The 15112-nt window shown below is 70.5% G+C and carries 16 protein-coding genes; 8 read left to right on the top strand and 8 right to left on the bottom strand.

Annotated elements, in window-relative coordinates; all coding sequences use genetic code 11:
* Positions 1–3: 3 nt before the first annotated feature.
* Both DR046_RS00655 and DR046_RS00650 read left to right on the top strand, forming a co-directional pair.
* A complete protein-coding gene (locus DR046_RS00655) occupies positions 4–1710 on the top strand; it encodes a tetratricopeptide repeat protein (protein WP_115378922.1) in 1707 nt (568 codons plus the stop codon).
* Positions 1707–2498 (top strand): 4-(cytidine 5'-diphospho)-2-C-methyl-D-erythritol kinase, encoded by a 792-nt coding sequence (locus DR046_RS00650; protein ID WP_115378920.1) that lies wholly within the window; start codon positions 1707–1709, stop codon positions 2496–2498. The genes DR046_RS00655 and DR046_RS00650 overlap by 4 nt, the downstream gene beginning before the upstream one ends.
* Positions 2499–2624: 126 nt before the next feature.
* Here DR046_RS00650 and DR046_RS00645 read toward each other — a convergent pair whose 3' ends face one another.
* Positions 2625–3602 carry a polyprenyl synthetase family protein gene (locus DR046_RS00645; protein ID WP_370815414.1) on the bottom strand — a complete coding sequence of 326 codons (978 nt, stop codon included), beginning with the start codon at positions 3600–3602 and terminating at the stop codon, positions 2625–2627.
* A 64-nt stretch (positions 3603–3666) separates the two neighbouring features.
* Between DR046_RS00645 and DR046_RS00640 the strand changes: the two genes are divergently transcribed.
* Genes DR046_RS00640 through DR046_RS00630 form a run of 3 tightly spaced genes read left to right on the top strand, consistent with a single transcriptional unit; the run spans position 3667 to position 4866 of the window.
* The gene (locus DR046_RS00640) at positions 3667–3882 is read left to right on the top strand and encodes a putative signal transducing protein (RefSeq protein ID WP_115378916.1); all 216 of its coding nucleotides are present in this window, start codon (positions 3667–3669) and stop codon (positions 3880–3882) included.
* Complete coding sequence (locus tag DR046_RS00635; protein ID WP_115378914.1) at positions 3879–4658, top strand: tRNA1(Val) (adenine(37)-N6)-methyltransferase; 780 nt, start codon at positions 3879–3881, stop codon at positions 4656–4658. The genes DR046_RS00640 and DR046_RS00635 overlap by 4 nt, the downstream gene beginning before the upstream one ends.
* Before the next feature lie 31 nt (positions 4659–4689).
* Complete coding sequence (locus tag DR046_RS00630; RefSeq protein ID WP_115378912.1) at positions 4690–4866, top strand: YdcH family protein; 177 nt, start codon at positions 4690–4692, stop codon at positions 4864–4866.
* Between the two features lie 125 nt (positions 4867–4991).
* Here the strand turns inward: DR046_RS00630 and gcvA are convergent, their stop codons facing one another.
* Positions 4992–5945: a transcriptional regulator GcvA gene (gene gcvA, locus DR046_RS00625; RefSeq protein ID WP_115378910.1), complete on the bottom strand. Its 954-nt coding sequence runs from the start codon at positions 5943–5945 to the stop codon at positions 4992–4994.
* A 112-nt stretch (positions 5946–6057) separates the two neighbouring features.
* Here gcvA and DR046_RS23440 point away from each other — a divergent pair, with 112 nt between their 5' ends.
* On the top strand, positions 6058–6195 hold the full coding sequence (locus tag DR046_RS23440; RefSeq protein ID WP_167766816.1) for a hypothetical protein: 138 nt from the start codon (positions 6058–6060) through the stop codon (positions 6193–6195).
* Between the two features lie 95 nt (positions 6196–6290).
* Here DR046_RS23440 and phbB read toward each other — a convergent pair whose 3' ends face one another.
* The 4 genes from phbB to DR046_RS00600 all read right to left on the bottom strand — a co-directional run bounded on the left by phbB (position 6291) and on the right by DR046_RS00600 (position 10151).
* Positions 6291–7013, bottom strand: a complete 723-nt coding sequence (phbB, locus tag DR046_RS00620) for an acetoacetyl-CoA reductase (protein WP_115378907.1) — start codon at positions 7011–7013, stop codon at positions 6291–6293.
* A 3-nt stretch (positions 7014–7016) separates the two neighbouring features.
* Positions 7017–7916 (bottom strand): patatin-like phospholipase family protein, encoded by a 900-nt coding sequence (locus DR046_RS00615; RefSeq protein WP_115378906.1) that lies wholly within the window; start codon positions 7914–7916, stop codon positions 7017–7019.
* Between the two features lie 42 nt (positions 7917–7958).
* Positions 7959–9134 (bottom strand): acetyl-CoA C-acetyltransferase, encoded by a 1176-nt coding sequence (locus DR046_RS00610; protein WP_115378904.1) that lies wholly within the window; start codon positions 9132–9134, stop codon positions 7959–7961.
* A gap of 459 nt (positions 9135–9593) precedes the next feature.
* A complete protein-coding gene (locus tag DR046_RS00600; RefSeq protein ID WP_115378900.1) occupies positions 9594–10151 on the bottom strand; it encodes a type 1 glutamine amidotransferase domain-containing protein in 558 nt (185 codons plus the stop codon).
* 80 nt (positions 10152–10231) lie between these two features.
* Between DR046_RS00600 and DR046_RS00595 the strand changes: the two genes are divergently transcribed.
* Both DR046_RS00595 and DR046_RS00590 read left to right on the top strand, forming a co-directional pair.
* Positions 10232–10789, top strand: a complete 558-nt coding sequence (locus DR046_RS00595) for a DNA-3-methyladenine glycosylase I (protein ID WP_115378898.1) — start codon at positions 10232–10234, stop codon at positions 10787–10789.
* A gap of 11 nt (positions 10790–10800) precedes the next feature.
* Complete coding sequence (locus DR046_RS00590) at positions 10801–11313, top strand: DUF1993 family protein (protein WP_115378896.1); 513 nt, start codon at positions 10801–10803, stop codon at positions 11311–11313.
* A 108-nt stretch (positions 11314–11421) separates the two neighbouring features.
* On the opposite strand, the gene DR046_RS00585 is transcribed toward DR046_RS00590, so the two are convergent.
* Complete coding sequence (locus DR046_RS00585; RefSeq protein ID WP_115378894.1) at positions 11422–13308, bottom strand: PhoX family protein; 1887 nt, start codon at positions 13306–13308, stop codon at positions 11422–11424.
* Between the two features lie 188 nt (positions 13309–13496).
* Positions 13497–14987 carry a peroxidase family protein gene (locus DR046_RS00580; RefSeq protein ID WP_115378892.1) on the bottom strand — a complete coding sequence of 497 codons (1491 nt, stop codon included), beginning with the start codon at positions 14985–14987 and terminating at the stop codon, positions 13497–13499.
* Positions 14988–15112: the final 125 nt, after the last annotated feature.

The following is a 15112-nucleotide window of genomic DNA, read 5'->3' as shown; positions in this document are numbered from 1 at the left end:
TCAATGACCCTCCGCCCGCTCCTGCTCGCAGCCCTTCTGGCCGCCGCGCCCCTGACCGCGCCCTTCGCCGGGCAGGTCCAGGCGCAGGGGCTCTCCGGCCCCTATCTCGCGGCCCGGATCGCGGGCTACGGCAACGATTACGACGCCGCGGGGGAGTATTACACCAAGCTGCTGTCCCGCGGCGCGCGCGAGCCGCGCATCCTCGAGAACGCGGTCGTCATCTTCGCCGCCCTGGGCGAGACCGGACGCGCCGCCGACGCCGCCCGCATGCTGGAAGAGGACGGCGAGCAGAGCCAGTTCGCCGACGGCGCCCTGCTGCTGGAAGCGCTGGTCGAGGGCGACTACGACACCGCCGCCGCAATGATCGGCAATCGCGGGGTCGCGGGCGCGCTGCTCGACGGGCTGCTTTTGGGCTGGATCGCCGTGGCCGAGGGGCGCATGGACGAGGCCGTGGCGGCCTTCGAGACGCTGGCCGAGACCGAGGGCTTTGCCCCCATCGCCCATCTGCACCGCGCCTTCGCCCTGGCCATGACCGGCGACTTCGAGGGCGCGGATGAGATCCTGTCGGGCCGCGCGCACGGGCCCATCGGCGTCTCGGCCCGCGGGATCGAGGCGCATGCCCAGATCCTGCTCCAGCTCGACCGCCCCGAGGACGCGCTGGAGCTTCTGACCCAGGCCAACGAACAGACCAACCGCCCCGCCCTGCAGGACCTGGCCGAGCGGATCGAGGCCGGCGAGGACATCCCCTGGACCTTCGTCACCGAACCGACCGACGGTATGGCCGAGGCCTATTTCACCCTCGCCGCGATCTTCGCGGGCGAGACCACCTCGACCTTCACCCTGCTCTCGGCCCGCGCCGCCACGGCGCTGCGCGCCGATCATGTCGACGCGCTGGTGCTGACCGCCGAACTGCTCGACGAGCAGGAGCAGTACGATCTGGCCGTCGAGGTCCTGAACCAGGTGCCGCGCGACGATCCGGCCTATTTCGGCGCCGAGATCACCCGCGCCGAGGCGCTGCTGGCTGCGGGCAGGGAAGAGGCCGCGCTCGAGGTGCTGTCGGCGCTGACCAAGTCCGATCCCGACCGCCAGACCGTCTGGGCCGCCTATGGCGACACGCTCCGCCGGCTGGAGCGGTTCGCCGAAAGCGCCGCGGCCTATGACCGGGCGCTGGAACTGTCGCCCGAAGGGCAGCCGCGCAACTGGTATCTGCATTACGTCCGCGGCATCGCCTACGAGCGGGTCGACCAGTGGGAGAAGGCCGAAGCCGATTTCCGCGCCGCGCTGGAGCTGAACGCGGACCAGCCGCAGGTGCTGAACTATCTCGGCTACGGGCTGGTCGAGCGGCGCGAGAAGCTGGACGAGGCGCTCGACATGATCGAGCGCGCGGTCGCGGCGCGGCCCGACGACGGCTACATCACCGACTCGCTGGCCTGGGTCTATTACCGCCTCGGCCGCTTCGAGGAGGCCGTCGAGCCGATGGAGCGCGCCGCCGACCTGGAGCCGCTGGACCCGATCGTGAACGACCACCTGGGCGACGTGCTCTGGATGGTCGGCCGCAAGCGCGAGGCGGAGTTCCAGTGGCAGCGGGCGCTGTCGCTCGACCCCGAGGAGGAGGACGCCACGCGCATCCGCCGCAAGCTGGAGGTCGGGCTGGACGTCGTGCTGGAGGAAGAGGGCGGCGTCGGCGCCCTGGAGGCCGCCGGAGAGTGACCGCCGGCTTCGCGCCCGCGAAGGTCAACCTGACGCTGCACGTCACTGGCCGCCGGGCCGACGGCTATCATCTGCTCGACAGCGTGGTGGCCTTCGCCGATCTGGGCGACCGGCTGACGGCGGCGCCGGGCGACGGGCTGACCGTGACCGGCCCCTTCGCCGAAGGCGTCCCGACGGACGACACCAACCTGATCCGCCGCGCCCTGGCGCTTGCGGACGCGCCGCGCGCGATCGCGCTGGAGAAGAACCTGCCGCATCCCGGCGGCATCGGCGGCGGCTCCTCCGACGCGGCTGCGGCGCTGCGCCTCGTCGGCGCCCGGCCCCCGGTCGAGGCGCTGCTGGCCTTGGGCGCCGACCTGCCGGTCTGCATGACGCCTCGCGCCGCCCGGATGCGGGGCATCGGGGACCGGGTCGACCCGCTCTCCCTGCCGCCCCTGCCGGCCGTCCTGCTGCATCCGGGCGTCGCCGTGCCCACGGGCCGCGTCTTCGCCGCGCTGGGGAGCGCGGACAATCCCGGCCACGACGGGGTCCCACAGGATGCCGACCGCGCCGCGCTCGTCGCCTGGCTAGCCGCCCAGCGCAACGACCTGGAGCCCCCGGCCCGCGTCATCGCCCCCGCCATCGCCGAGGCCCTCGACGCATTGCGCGCCACCGGCGCCGAGCTCGCCCGCATGTCCGGCTCCGGCGCGACCTGCTTCGGCCTCTACCCGTCGCGCGCGGATGCGGACCGCGCCGCCGCCCGTCTCGCGCGCCCCGGCTGGTGGGCGGCTGCAACCACCTTGGCCTGACCACGTTCCCGGCCCGCCAAGGCTGGCACGCCGCTCCCCCTTTTCGATGCTCCTCAAATATGCCGGGGGGCGCGCGAAGCGCGCGGGGGCAGAGCCCCCTCCGACCGGTCCTCGAGGCGCCTCCGGTCAGGCCGGCCGCGCCACCACGTAGTCGGCCAGATCCGCCAGCATGCCCCGCAGCGGGCCGTCGGGCAGGCGACCCAATGCGGAGACCGCCCGGTTCCGCCAGGCCAGCGCCTCGGCGCGGGTCTCCTCCAGCGTGCCGTGGCGCGTCACGATTTCCCGGGCGCGGGCGAAATCGTCGGCGCGGCCCTTCTCCAGCGCCTCGCGCCAGAAGGCCCGCTCCGCGTCGTCGCCCCGTGCCAGCGCGCGGATGACGGGCAGGGTCAGCTTGCCCTCCCGGAAGTCGTCGCCGAGGTTCTTGCCGATCCCGTCGCCCGCGCCGCCATAGTCGAGCCAGTCGTCGACGATCTGGAACGAGACGCCCAGCGCGTCGCCGAACTCCGCCAGGGCGCGCACCTGGTCCTCGGAGGCGCCTGCGACGACGCCGCCCACCTCCGCCGCGGCCTCGAACAGCGCGGCGGTCTTGCCGCGCACGATCTGCAGCCAGGTCGCTTCGGTGGTCGAGAGGTTGCGCGCCGCCGTCAGCTGCAGCACCTCGCCCTCGGCGATGGTCGCCGCCGCGCCAGACAGGATGTCGAGCACCCGCAGCGACCCGGTCTCGACCATCAGCTGGAACGAGCGCGCGAAGAGATAGTCGCCGACCAGCACGCTCGACTGGTTGTCCCAGAGCAGGTTTGCGGTGGGCCGCCCGCGGCGCTGCCTGCTCTCGTCGACGACGTCGTCATGCAGCAGGGTGGCGGTGTGGATGAACTCCACGGTGGCGGCCAGCTTGACGTGGTCCTGCCCGTCGTAGCCGAAGAGCTTCGCGCAGGCGACCGTCAGCAGCGGGCGCACCCGCTTGCCGCCCGCCTCGACGAGGTGAGCCGTCACCTCGGGGATGCGGGGCGCATGTTCGCTGGCCATGCGGGCGCGGATCAGCGCGTTCACGGCGGCCATCTCCTCGGCGCAGGCCTCCGCCAGCCGCTCGTGCGGCTTCCTCATTTCTGCGACGTCCATGATGTCCCCGTCTCGACAAGGGCTTCGCGGCCCCATAGCAGTTCGTCCCATGCGAGAGCTTCTGCGCACCAACGATCCCACCGTGATCGCCTTCGCCTCCGCCCTGCTGGACGGAGAGGGTATAGACTGCTTCGTTCTGGACGCCAACACGTCCATCCTCGAAGGCTCCATAGGCATTCTGCCGCGGCGGCTGATGGTAGCGGACCGGGACCTGTTCATGGCCCGCGCGACGATGACCGACAACGGCCTCGCCGTCTCGGAATGAGCCTCGACGCCTTCCTCGGGGGGCGGCTTCACCTGCATCAGCCCGATCGAGGAGGCTTCCGCTCCGGCTCGGATGCGGTTCTGCTTGCCGCCGCGGTGCCCGCGCGGGCGGGGGACAGCGTGCTGGACCTCGGCTGCGGGACGGGGGCGGCGATGTATTGCCTCGCCACGCGCGTGCCCGGCCTTCGCCTGACGGGGGTGGAGCGCGACGCGGAGGCCGCGGCCCTGGCCCGCCGGAATGGCGCGGCGGAGGTGGTGGAGGCCGACATCCACGACCTGCCCCCGGACCTGCGCCGCCAATGGTCCCACGTGATCGCCAATCCGCCCTACTTCCCGGCCGGCGCCGGATCGCCCGCGACCGATGCCCCGCGCGAGGCGGCCCTGCGCGAGGCGCGCGCGGGCGACTTGGCACGCTGGGTCGCCGTCGCCTGCCGCCGGGTGGCGCCGAAAGGTACGGTCACCGTGATCGCCCGGGCCGACCGTCTGGGCGAGATCCTGCCGGTCATGCAGGGCGCGCTGGGCGGGCTGTCGATCCGGCCGGTCGCGCCCTTCCCCGAGGCGCCGGCGGGGCGGGTGATCGTGCAGGGCGTGCTGGGGGCGCGCACGCCGCTCGTTCTGCTGGCGCCGCTTGTGCTGCATTCGCGGCCGGAAGATGGCGCCTATACCGGCGAAGCCGAGGCGATCCTGCGCGATATGGCGGCGCTTCGGATGCGAGACAGACCGTCCGGGCCGCCGGTCCCGAAAAGACGTGACAGAGGGGCGGGCGACGTGTTGTGATCGGGCTACCTTCAACAACAAGGAGACTGCCATGTCGCTCGCCTCGCATCTGACCGAACTGCGAAAGAAGCACGAGAGCCTCTCCCGACAGGTGGAGGAGCAACAGCGAAGCCCGGCCGTCGACTCGGTGGCGCTGACCGAGATGAAGAAGCGCAAGCTCGTCATCAAGCAGGAGATCGAGCGGCTGAGCTCGTCGAGGACGCACTGACGCGGCCTCCACCCCAGAGTGCCGGCTGAAGGGGTCGGCCCGCAGGGGTCCCGTCCGGGCCCCTGCATCACGTCTGCCCGGCACATAGGCCGGGACCGTTCAAGGCCCGGACTTCCGGGCCTTCTTCATGACGGAAGGTCGGTCGCGTCCAGCATCCGGCGCCCGGTGCGGTGGTCGTCCATCCGCCGCACCTCCACGGCAAGCCAGTCGAGAAAGGCGCGCGTATTGGGACGCGTCTCGGCGCCCTTGGGGCAGAGCACGCGGAACTCCGCCTGCGGGACCAGCGCGATCTCGAAGGGCGCGACCAGCTGCCCATGGCGCAGCGCAGCCTCGGCCAGCGAGACCCGGCCCAGCACCACGCCCGCCCCGGCCTGCGCCGCGTCGATGGCGTGGTCGGCCTGGCTGAAATGGGGGCCATGCAGGTCGGCCGGGGCGACCCCGTTGGCGCGAAACCACGGACCCCAGCCGACGGAGTCGCGCAGGAAGGAGATCGAATCGTCGAAGATGATCGGGGCCTCGATCAGCGAGGCCGGGGTCGGATAGCGCGCGGCAAGGTCGGGATGCATCATCGGCGTGACCCATTCCCGGATCGTGAGCGCCTGATGCAGCCCCGCGTCGCGGCGGCCTTCATCGGGGCCGAAGCGGATCGCGATGTCGATGTCGTCGGTGGCGAAGTCGAGGATCTTCAGCGTGGCGGCGAAGCGCAGCTCGATCTCGGGATGGCGCTGGGCGAAATCGAAGAGGCGCGGAGCGAGCCATTTGGCGGTGAAGGCCGGCCCCGCCGTGATCGTCAGCAAGCCGCTGTCGAGCACCCGCCGCGCCGCGCGCCAGCCCGTGGCCAGCGTCTGGAACCCTTCGGAGGCTGGCCCGGCCAGCGCCTGCCCGGCCTCGGTCAGCTCCACCCGGCGGTTGAGGCGGCGGAAGAGCGGCGCGCCGAGATGGGCCTCCAGGGACTTGATCTGGAAGGACAGCGCGGCGGGGGTGACGGCAAGCTCGTTCGCCGCCTCCTGAAAGGACAGATGCCGGGCGGCGGCCTCGAAGGCGCGGAGCGCGGTGAGGGGCGGGAGGCGGTCGCTCATGCCGCTTAAGTATATCTTGCGCGAAGGCGTGGAAAGTCTCGTTTGTGAGGGACGGACGCGGCGGCCATATTGGGGTCAGACAAGGAAATCCTGATCCGAAGGAATACCCGCCATGTTCGAGACGCATACCACCCCCACCTATGACGGGGCCTTCGCCCGCGCCCGCGCCGAGCGTTCGGCGGCTTTCCACCGCCTGTTCGGCTTCCGCCGGCCCGGCTGGCGGCTGCTGGCCGGGGCCCGCACTGCCTGATCCGGTGGGACCGAACGCAAGGCGCTCCGGCCCCACCGAAAAGGCCCGGTCCCCTCGCGGGGCCGGGCCTTCTTGCTTCGCATGGGGCGCGAAGGTCAGCTCATATACTGGCCGCCATTGGCCGAGATGGTCGAGCCGGTGATGAAGCCCGCGTCGTCAGAGGTCAGGAAGGCCACGCAGCGCGCGATCTCATCGGCCTCGCCCAGGCGGCCGACCGGGATGCCGCCGACGATCTGGTCCATGATCTTCTCGGGGATCGTGCTCATCATGTCGGTGTTGATGTAGCCGGGTGCGACGACATTGACGGTGATGTTGGCGCGCGCGCCCTCCTGCGCCAGCGCCTTGGTGAAGCCGATATCGCCCGCCTTGGTCGCGGCATAGTTGGCCTGGGCGAACTGCCCCTTCTGGCCGTTGATCGAGCTGATCGTGACGATCCGCCCGAACTTGCGCTCCCGCATGCCGCCCCAGACGTTGTGCGTCATGTTGAAGACGCCGGTCAGGTTGGTGTCGATGACCTGGTGCCACTGCTCGGGCGTCATCTTGTGGAAGGGCGCGTCGCGGGTGATGCCCGCGTTGTTGACGAGGATGTCGACGGGGCCGAGATCGGACTCGATCTGGGCGACCCCGGCCTTGCAGGCCTCGTAGTCGGCCACGTCCCACTTGTAGGTCTTGATGCCGGTCTCGTCGGTGAACTGCCGGGCACGGTCGTCGTTGCCGGCATAGGTCGCGGCGACCTTGCAGCCCTGTTCCTGGAGCGCCTTGGAAATGGCGGCGCCGATGCCGCGGCTGCCTCCGGTGACGAGTGCGATACGGGACATGGTTCAATCTCCTCCTTGGGATCTGGTGTCGGCCCAGGCGCGCCCGTCGCGGACGCCCTGGTCCCAGGCCTGCCGCAGCAGGTCGGGATCGGTGAAGTCGAGCTTGGAGCCCTCGAGGACCTCCTCGCTCGGGCAGACGAATTCGACGCGGGCGCCGTCGTCGGGAAAGGTCCGGAACCGCTTGGTCAGCAGGACGAGCGTTTGTCCCTCGTCCGGGTCGGGCAGGGGGGCCTTGTCGACCATGCCCCCGTCGAAGACGGGCTCTGGCCCATCGGTCTCGGGGCCCTCCCATTCGTCGGGGCGAAAGGCGGGCGGAACGGTCGCGGCCATGCGGATCAGATCGGCCAGGACCCCGTCGCGGGCGGCCCGCCGCGCGTCGATCAGGCGCTGCTCGACCCCGGCAAGGCTGGACAGGCGCGGGCGCGGCGTGGGGGCGACGATCTGCTCGACCTGGTAGATCGTCCCGGCGGCGAGGGCGTGCAACAGCCGCGCGCCGCCGCCGCCCGTGGTCGAGATGTTGATCTGGAACGCCGGCCCTTCGGCAATCCGGGCCTGCGCCCTCGCATCGATCACGTCCTCGACGATGGCCTCGTAGACCCGCTGATGCACCGAGCGCCCTTCCCCGTCCTCCAGCTCCTCCAGGCTGAAATTCGAGTCGGTGCGGCGCAGGGCGCGGCTGAAGCGCTCGAACAGGAACTCCTCGCGATCCGTGAGCCAGGCGGCGGCCGAAAGCGCGCCGCCGGACGACCCGGTGACGCGCTCGGGGTCGAAACGCATCCGCGCCCCGGCCGTCTCCATCCAGCCGCCATGCCAGAAGCAGCGCAGGCCCCCGCCCGAGAAGACGATCTGGGCGTAGGGCGCCTTGCTGCTCGGCGAAGCTTCGTCAGGGGCTGGGGCGGTCATCGAAGGATGCCCGGGGCGGCGCGGGCCGCCCCGGCCTGGGGCTCAGGGACGCTCGACGCAGAGCGCGACGCCCATGCCGCCGCCGATGCAGAGCGTGGCGAGGCCCTTCTTGGCACCGCGCCGCTTCATCTCGAAGAGCAGCGTGTTGAGGACACGGGCGCCCGAGGCGCCGATCGGGTGGCCGATGGCGATGGCGCCGCCGTTCACGTTCACGATCGACGGGTCCCAGCCCATGTCCTTGTTGACGGCGCAGGCCTGCGCGGCGAAGGCCTCGTTGGCCTCGACGAGGTCGAGATCGCCGACCTTCCAGCCCGCCTTCTCCAGCGCCTTGCGCGAGGCGTAGATCGGCCCGACGCCCATGATCGTCGGGTCGAGTCCGGCGGTCGCGTAGGACGCAATGCGGGCGAGCGGCTCGATCCCGCGCTTCTCGGCCTCGTCGGCGGACATCAGCAGCGTCGCGGCGGCGCCGTCGTTGAGGCCGGAGGCGTTCGCCGCCGTGACCGAGCCGTCCTTCGTGAAGGCCGGGCGCAGCTTCTGCATGGCCTCGATGGTGGCGCCGTGGCGGATGTACTCGTCCTTGTCGACGACCGTGTCGCCCTTGCGGGTCTTGACCGTGTAGGCGACGATCTCGTCGTCGAACTTGCCGGCCTTCTGCGCGGCCTCGGCCTTGTTCTGGCTGGCCACGGCGAACTCGTCCTGCTGGTCGCGGCTGATCTGCCACTTCTCGGCGACGTTCTCGGCGGTCTGGCCCATGTGGTAGTTGTTGAACGCGTCCCAGAGGCCGTCGACGATCATCGTGTCGACCAGCTTCATGTCGCCCATCTTCTGGCCCTGGCGGATCGACTGGGCGTGGGGGGACATGGACATGCTTTCCTGCCCGCCGGCGACGACGATCTGTGCGTCGCCCAGGATGATGTGCTGCGCGCCCAGCGCGACCGCCCGCAGGCCCGAGCCGCAGACCTGGTTGATGCCCCAGGCGGCGCTTTCCTGCGGAAGGCCCGCGTTGATATGCGCCTGGCGGGCGGGGTTCTGCCCCTGCGCGGCGGTCAGGACCTGGCCGAGGATCGTCTCGGAGACCTCGGACTTGTCGACACCGGCACGGGCGACGACCTCTTCGATCACGGCGCGCCCGAGCTCATGCGCAGGCGTGCCCGCGAAGGAGCCGAGGAAGGAACCGACCGGGGTGCGGGCGGCAGAGGCGATCACGACGTTGGTCATAGAATGCATCCTTTCGCGGCGCCCCGGAGGGCAGGGCGGCGGCCCTGCCTCGACTGCGTCTCCGCGCGCCATATGGCGCGGTCCCTACCCGTTGCGGGCGCGCGGCGCAAATGATCTGCGTCAAATGCGGGGCCCGGACGATCCGGACCTGCGGCCGGGCTTGCGGGCCCGCCGGAGGGGAGCCGCCCCGCCGGGGCGATGCGGCCCCGGTCGTCGAGCACGCGGATCAGCCCTTCGTGGAAACCCGGGCGCCCGTCCGAGACTCCGACGACCTGCTGGAAGGCCCAAAGGATGTCGTCCTTCAGCGCGCGGACCAAGGCGTCCAGCATCCTCCGGTCCCACTCCGCCACCGCATGGGCGAGCGGGTCACCGGCCCCGTCCTCATATCCGTCGCGTGCCATGGAGGCCGAAAGATCCATGTCCGCTGCCCCTCATGGCATGCCGGATGTTACCGCCGGGTCAAGCGGCGTGGCGCGAGGCGCCGCTCTCGACCTCGGCCTGAATCGCGGCGACGAAGTCGTCCAGGTCGTCGGGGTTGCGGCTGGTGATCAGCCCGCCCGAGGTCACGGCGGAGCGATCGACGACCGTCGCGCCGGCATTGCGCAGATCGGTCCGGATCGAATGGTAGGACGTCACTTCCTTGCCCTCGACCAGCCCCGCCTCGATCAGCAGCCAAGGGGCGTGGCAGATCGCGGCGATCGGCTTGCCCCGCTCGGCGAAGGTCCTGATCAGCGCGATCGCGTCCTCGTTCACGCGCAGGATGTCGGGGTTGATCTGGCCGCCGGGCAGGACCAGCGCGTCGTAGGCGTCGACATCGACATCGGCGAGCGCCAGATCGGCCTTCGCCTCGCGTCCCCAGTCCTTCGTGTCCCAGCCCATGATGGCCTCGCCGTCCGGGGTGGCGACATGGACCGTGGCGCCCTGGTCGCGCAGCTGGTCGCGGGGAACTTCGAGCTCGGACTGCTCGAACCCGTCGGTGGCGAGGATCAGGATCTTCGATCTTGTGATGGCGGGCATGGGACGCTCCGGTCTTGCAGGTTTGCCTTGATCCCGCCCAACGGGCAGGATGGCTCCGCAGTTCCTTGGAAGGGCGCAGGATGGAGAGATGCGGCTGGGTCGGTCAGGACCCGCTCTATGCCGATTACCACGACGCGGAATGGGGGGTGCCCCAGCGCGACAGAAGGGCGATGTGGGAGGCGTTGCAACTCGAGGGCTTTCAGGCCGGGCTCTCCTGGATCACGATCCTGCGCAAGCGCGAGGGCTTCCGCGCGGGGTTCGCGGGCTTCGCGCCCGAGACTGTCGCGGGCTGGGGCGAGGCCGAGGTGGCGCGGCTGCTGGCCGATCCGGGCATCGTCCGCCACCGCGGCAAGATCGAGGCGGTGATCGGCAACGCCCGCGCCTTCCTCGCCATGGAGGATTTCGCCGCCTGGGCCTGGGATTTCGTCGACGGCATGCCCCTGCAGCCCGCCCGCGCCGACCTGTCCGAGCTGCCGGGCCAGACCGACCTGTCACGCCAGATCTCGAAGGAGCTGAAGGCCCGGGGCTTCCGCTTCTGCGGCCCGACGACGGTCTATGCCTGGATGCAGGCGACGGGGCTCGTGAACGACCACGTCGTGACCTGCCCCCGCCACGCGCAGCTCGCCGCGCAGACCTGACCGGAGACCCGATGGACGCCCCCGCCCCGGAGGCCTTCGCGGCCGCGATCCCCGACACGGTGAAATACTATCTCGGTCGCACCGGCCGCCTGCTGGAGAAGGTTGCCGGCACGCCCGACCGTGACCGCCTGCTGGCGCTGCGTCTCGCGCCGGACATGTTCGACACCGCCCACCAGTTCGCCCTGACCATCCGTTTCGCCGGCCGGGCGCTGCTGCCGCCGGCGGGGCGCGCGGTGCCGGACCTGCCGGAGGCCCGGGGAGCCGACGATCTGATGGCCTTCCTCGAGGAGATCGAGGAGGCCATCGATCCGATCCGCGTCGCCGACATGGGGACCAGGGTCACCCACCGCGCGGGCGAGGCCGATCTGGAGCAGGGCGTGGCGGGCTACGTCACCTGCTTCGCGCTGCCCAACATGCTGTTCCACCTGTCGATGGCCTATGCCGGCCTGCGCCATGGCGGGATGGAGCTCGGCAAGGCCGATTTCGACGGATTCCACGCCTATCCGCCGCTCGGCCGGGGTTGAGACCGGCAAGGACGGCGCGCAGGGGGGCGGGCGGACTGCTCTCCGACGGCTCCGACAAAAAGCGCGCCCCAGTGGGGGGCGCGCCTCCTTGCTTCCGGGGCAGGGCGCTCAGCCCACGGCGCCGCCGTCCAACCGCTTGACCGCGACGACCGATGAGCGGGGCAGCGAGTCCGGGCCGTCCGGGAAAGGCGCGCCCGGGTGCTGGATGCCGACGAACATCGTGCTCCGGTCGGCCGACCAGGTCAGGCCCGTCACCTCGCTGCCCTTCGGCCCGGTCAGGAAGCGCCGGATCTCGCCGCTCTCGGGGTCGCCGGCCAGCATCTGGTTGTTGCCCATTCCGAGATACGGGCCCTCGTTGCTGTCCTCGCCGTCCGTCTGGATCCACAGCAGACCGCGGCTGTCGAACATCATCCCGTCGGGCGAGTTGAACAGGTTGCCCTCGTTGATGTTGTCCGAGCCCTTGTAGTCGCCCTGGCCGACGATCGGGTTGCCCGCCATGACATAGAGATCCCAGCCGAACCGATCCGCCGCGTGATCGCCGTTCTCCGGCATCCAGCGGACGACCTGGCCGTAGTTGTTCTCGGGCCGGGGGTTCGGGCCGTTGACCGGCATCGGGTCGCCGCCCGCATTGGCCTTGACGGCCCGGTTGCTGTTGTTGGTGAGCGCGCAGCAGGCCATCGGCGCCGCGTCGGACACCGCGACCCATTCCGGACGGTCCATCGTCGTCGCGCCCACGGCCGAGGCCGCCATGCGGGTGTGGACCAGGATCTCGACCGCATCCATTCCGGTCGCCTCGGGGGTCAGCGCGACCCATTCGCCGGTCATGTCGTCGTTGAACTTCGCGACGTAGAGCTGGCCGTCGTCCAGCAGACCCTCGGTCCGGCCGCCTTCCGTGTAGGTGCCGTTCGAGACGTAGCGATAGAGATACTCGCCCCGCTCGTCGTCGCCCATGTAGACCACGACGCGTCCGTCCGGGGCCACGGTCGCGGCGGCGTTCTCGTGCTTGATGCGGCCGAGCGCAGTGCGCTTGACGGGCATCGCATCCGCGTTCGCCGGGTCGATCTCGACGACGTAGCCGAAGCGGTGCGGCTCGTTCGGCTCCTTCGAGACGTCGAAGCGCGCCTGGTGCAGCTCGTAGCCGTAGCGGCCTTCGCGCCCGATGCCGTAGCGGGCGAAGCCCTCGGACGAGGACCACTCGATCTCGGGATTGGCGACGCCGAAGTAGCCGTTGAAGTTCTCTTCGCAGGTCAGATACGTGCCCCAGGGCGTCTTGCCCGATCCGCAGTTGTTCAGCGTGCCCAGCACGGTCGTGCCTTCGGGATCGTCCGTCGTCTTCAGCATGTCATGCCCGGCGGCGGGACCGGCGATCCGCATCGGCGTGTTGTGATGGATGCGGCGGTTGTAGGGGCTGTCGACGACGATCTGCCAGCCCTCGGCGCCTTCGGCGATCTCCATGACGGTGACGCCCTGAAGGTTCTGCAGGATCGTCACGTCCTCGGCCGAGAACGGCGCGTCGCCCTTCTGCGGCAGGTTCTCGTCGACATTGACGTATTCGTGGTTGATCGCGATGAGCTGGCGGCCGTCGACGACGAAGGCTTCCATCCCGTCGGTATTCTCGCCGAAGACCTTGTCGGACGAAGCCAGCGTGATGCCGGTCGCGGGGTCGAACGGCTCCGCATCCGAGAAGAGCGGGTCGCCCCAGCGCGCCAGGACCTTCCACTCATAGCCTTCGGGCACGTGGACGGTGCCGTCGGTGAAGGCCGGGATGGCCTTGAAGTCGAAGACGCCGGCGGCGGCTTCCTGCGCACGGGCGGAGGTCGAGCTCAGCAGCCCGGTGCCCAGCGCCGCGGCGCCCGACCCGATGGCCAGCACGCCCGACAGGAACCCGCGGCGCGAGATCGCCGAAGCGACGACCCGGTCGAACTCGGTGATCTCGGGGCGCGGATCGTGAAGCTCGTCCCATTCGTCGGCGGAGAGGTGGTGAAGGTCTTTCATCTGGCTTGCTCCCTGCAGCAGCTGTGAATCCGGTCTGCGCGAGAAGAGAGCGCCCCCGCGCCATCCCCTCGCCACGCCGCGTCCTCTGGGATCGCCGCATCAAGAAGAGATGACGTATTTGTAACGGGACCGTGTCACCCGGCCGGGTGCGACGCTCCGCCCCAAGCCGGGGGCAGAGCGGGTGGGGATCAGCCGCACATCAGTCCCTGCGGGTCGGCGATCTGGCCCCGATGCGCCGCGGCATAGGCTATGATCCCGGCAAGGCAGCTGGGCTGGCCGCCGAACTGCCCCCAGGGCTGGAAGTGGGGCAGGTGGTGCACCGTCGACCTGTCGCGCTTCAGGAGGTTCGCGAAGACCGAGGCGACGACGGCCCCGCCCGCGCCCGTCAGCCTGCCGCTCGGCTCCGCCTCCTGCAGCGCGTAGAACCACAGCGGCGTCTTGGTGATGCCCACGGCCTTCAGCGCGTCGGGCACCTCCACCTCGTCCGCGCCGACCTTCGCCGCGACCTGCTGGCCCGAGGCGAGCTGATAGGTATAGCGGTCGCGGACCATGTTTCGCAGCGCAAGGATGCGCGACTGCGCCTCGCTCAGCGTGATCTCCTGGCCGTCGGGGTCCTCGAACCGCGTCTCCCCGGTCACGAAGGGCAGCGCGAAGAGCGGCTCGCCCAGCTTCGGCGCCACCGGCCGCGCCTTCTGCGCTGCAGGCCCGCCCGCCAGCTGGAAGAACATCCCGTAGTCGATGTTGCCCGCCTGCGCGCGCTTCGAGAAGCCCGTGATCTCGAACAGGCCCTTCGGCTGCGCGCCTTCGGTCAGCGCGTACTCGAACTGCGTCGTCGCGTGGCCGAAGCGATAGCAGGCGCCGGTGAACTCGACCGGCATGACGGCGGCGTCGGCGCCGAAGATGTCGCGCTGCATCGCGTCATCGAGGCAGGCCCGGTCGACGAAGGCGGGCAGCAGCTCGTTCCAGACGATCCACTGGTAGTGCAGCCGGATGAAGCGCCGGACCTCCTCGAAGGTGGTGAGCCGGGGCGGCACGTGGTCGCGCCAGACCTTGTCGGGCAGCCCGTCATGGGCGCAGGCGCGGATGTCGCCCGCCTCGACGCCGCCCTCCATGGCCTTCGTCATCAGGATGTTGTGCAGCTCGATGAACAGGCCCTGGACCTGCGCGATGAGGATGTTCTCGTCGTTCCTCGGATCGCCGATCAGCGCAGTGCCGGCGCAGGTCCGCGCCAGGTCCAGCGGGTTCTCCTGGCGACCGAAGACCAGCATGTGATGCTGCGCGCCTCCGCCGTAGAGATGCGGGCTCGCCTCGGGCCCGGAGCCATAGACGCAATCGAGGTCCAGCCCCGGCGTGCGGATGTTGAGGATCGTGGCGGGGTCGATCCGCGTGCCCAGCGCCGAGGTCGCGTCGAGCGTGACGTCGTGGTCCACGAACTGCCCGAAGAAGGTCATCCCCGCATCGGCGGTGCCGTCGAGGTTCTCGGTCGCGCGCATCGTCTCCGCCAGCGCATGCAGCGCGTCGACGACGCCCTGATGGCCGATGTTCTGCTGCTGCACGGGGTTGGCGGGCAAGAGCCGCCCGAGGGTCTGCGCCAGCGGCGGCCGGGCGGGGCCCTCGCCCTTGAGGCAGGCTTTCATCAACTGGTCGAAACGGGTGAGGCCATGATGCGGTGCGGACATGTCGTCTCTCCTGAAAGGAATGGAAGGGGGAAATTCGAAACCACGGCCCGGAAAATACGGAGGGCCGGTGCCCGTCCCATACCACGTCCCCGCCCGCCCCGCGGGTCAGGAACTCCTCAGTCGAG

The sequence above is a fragment of the Jannaschia formosa genome, assembly GCF_003340555.1.
Lineage (GTDB): Bacteria > Pseudomonadota > Alphaproteobacteria > Rhodobacterales > Rhodobacteraceae > Jannaschia > Jannaschia formosa.
The sequence above is the reverse complement of the archived record's forward strand: the minus strand, read 5'-3'. Positions and strand labels throughout refer to the sequence as shown.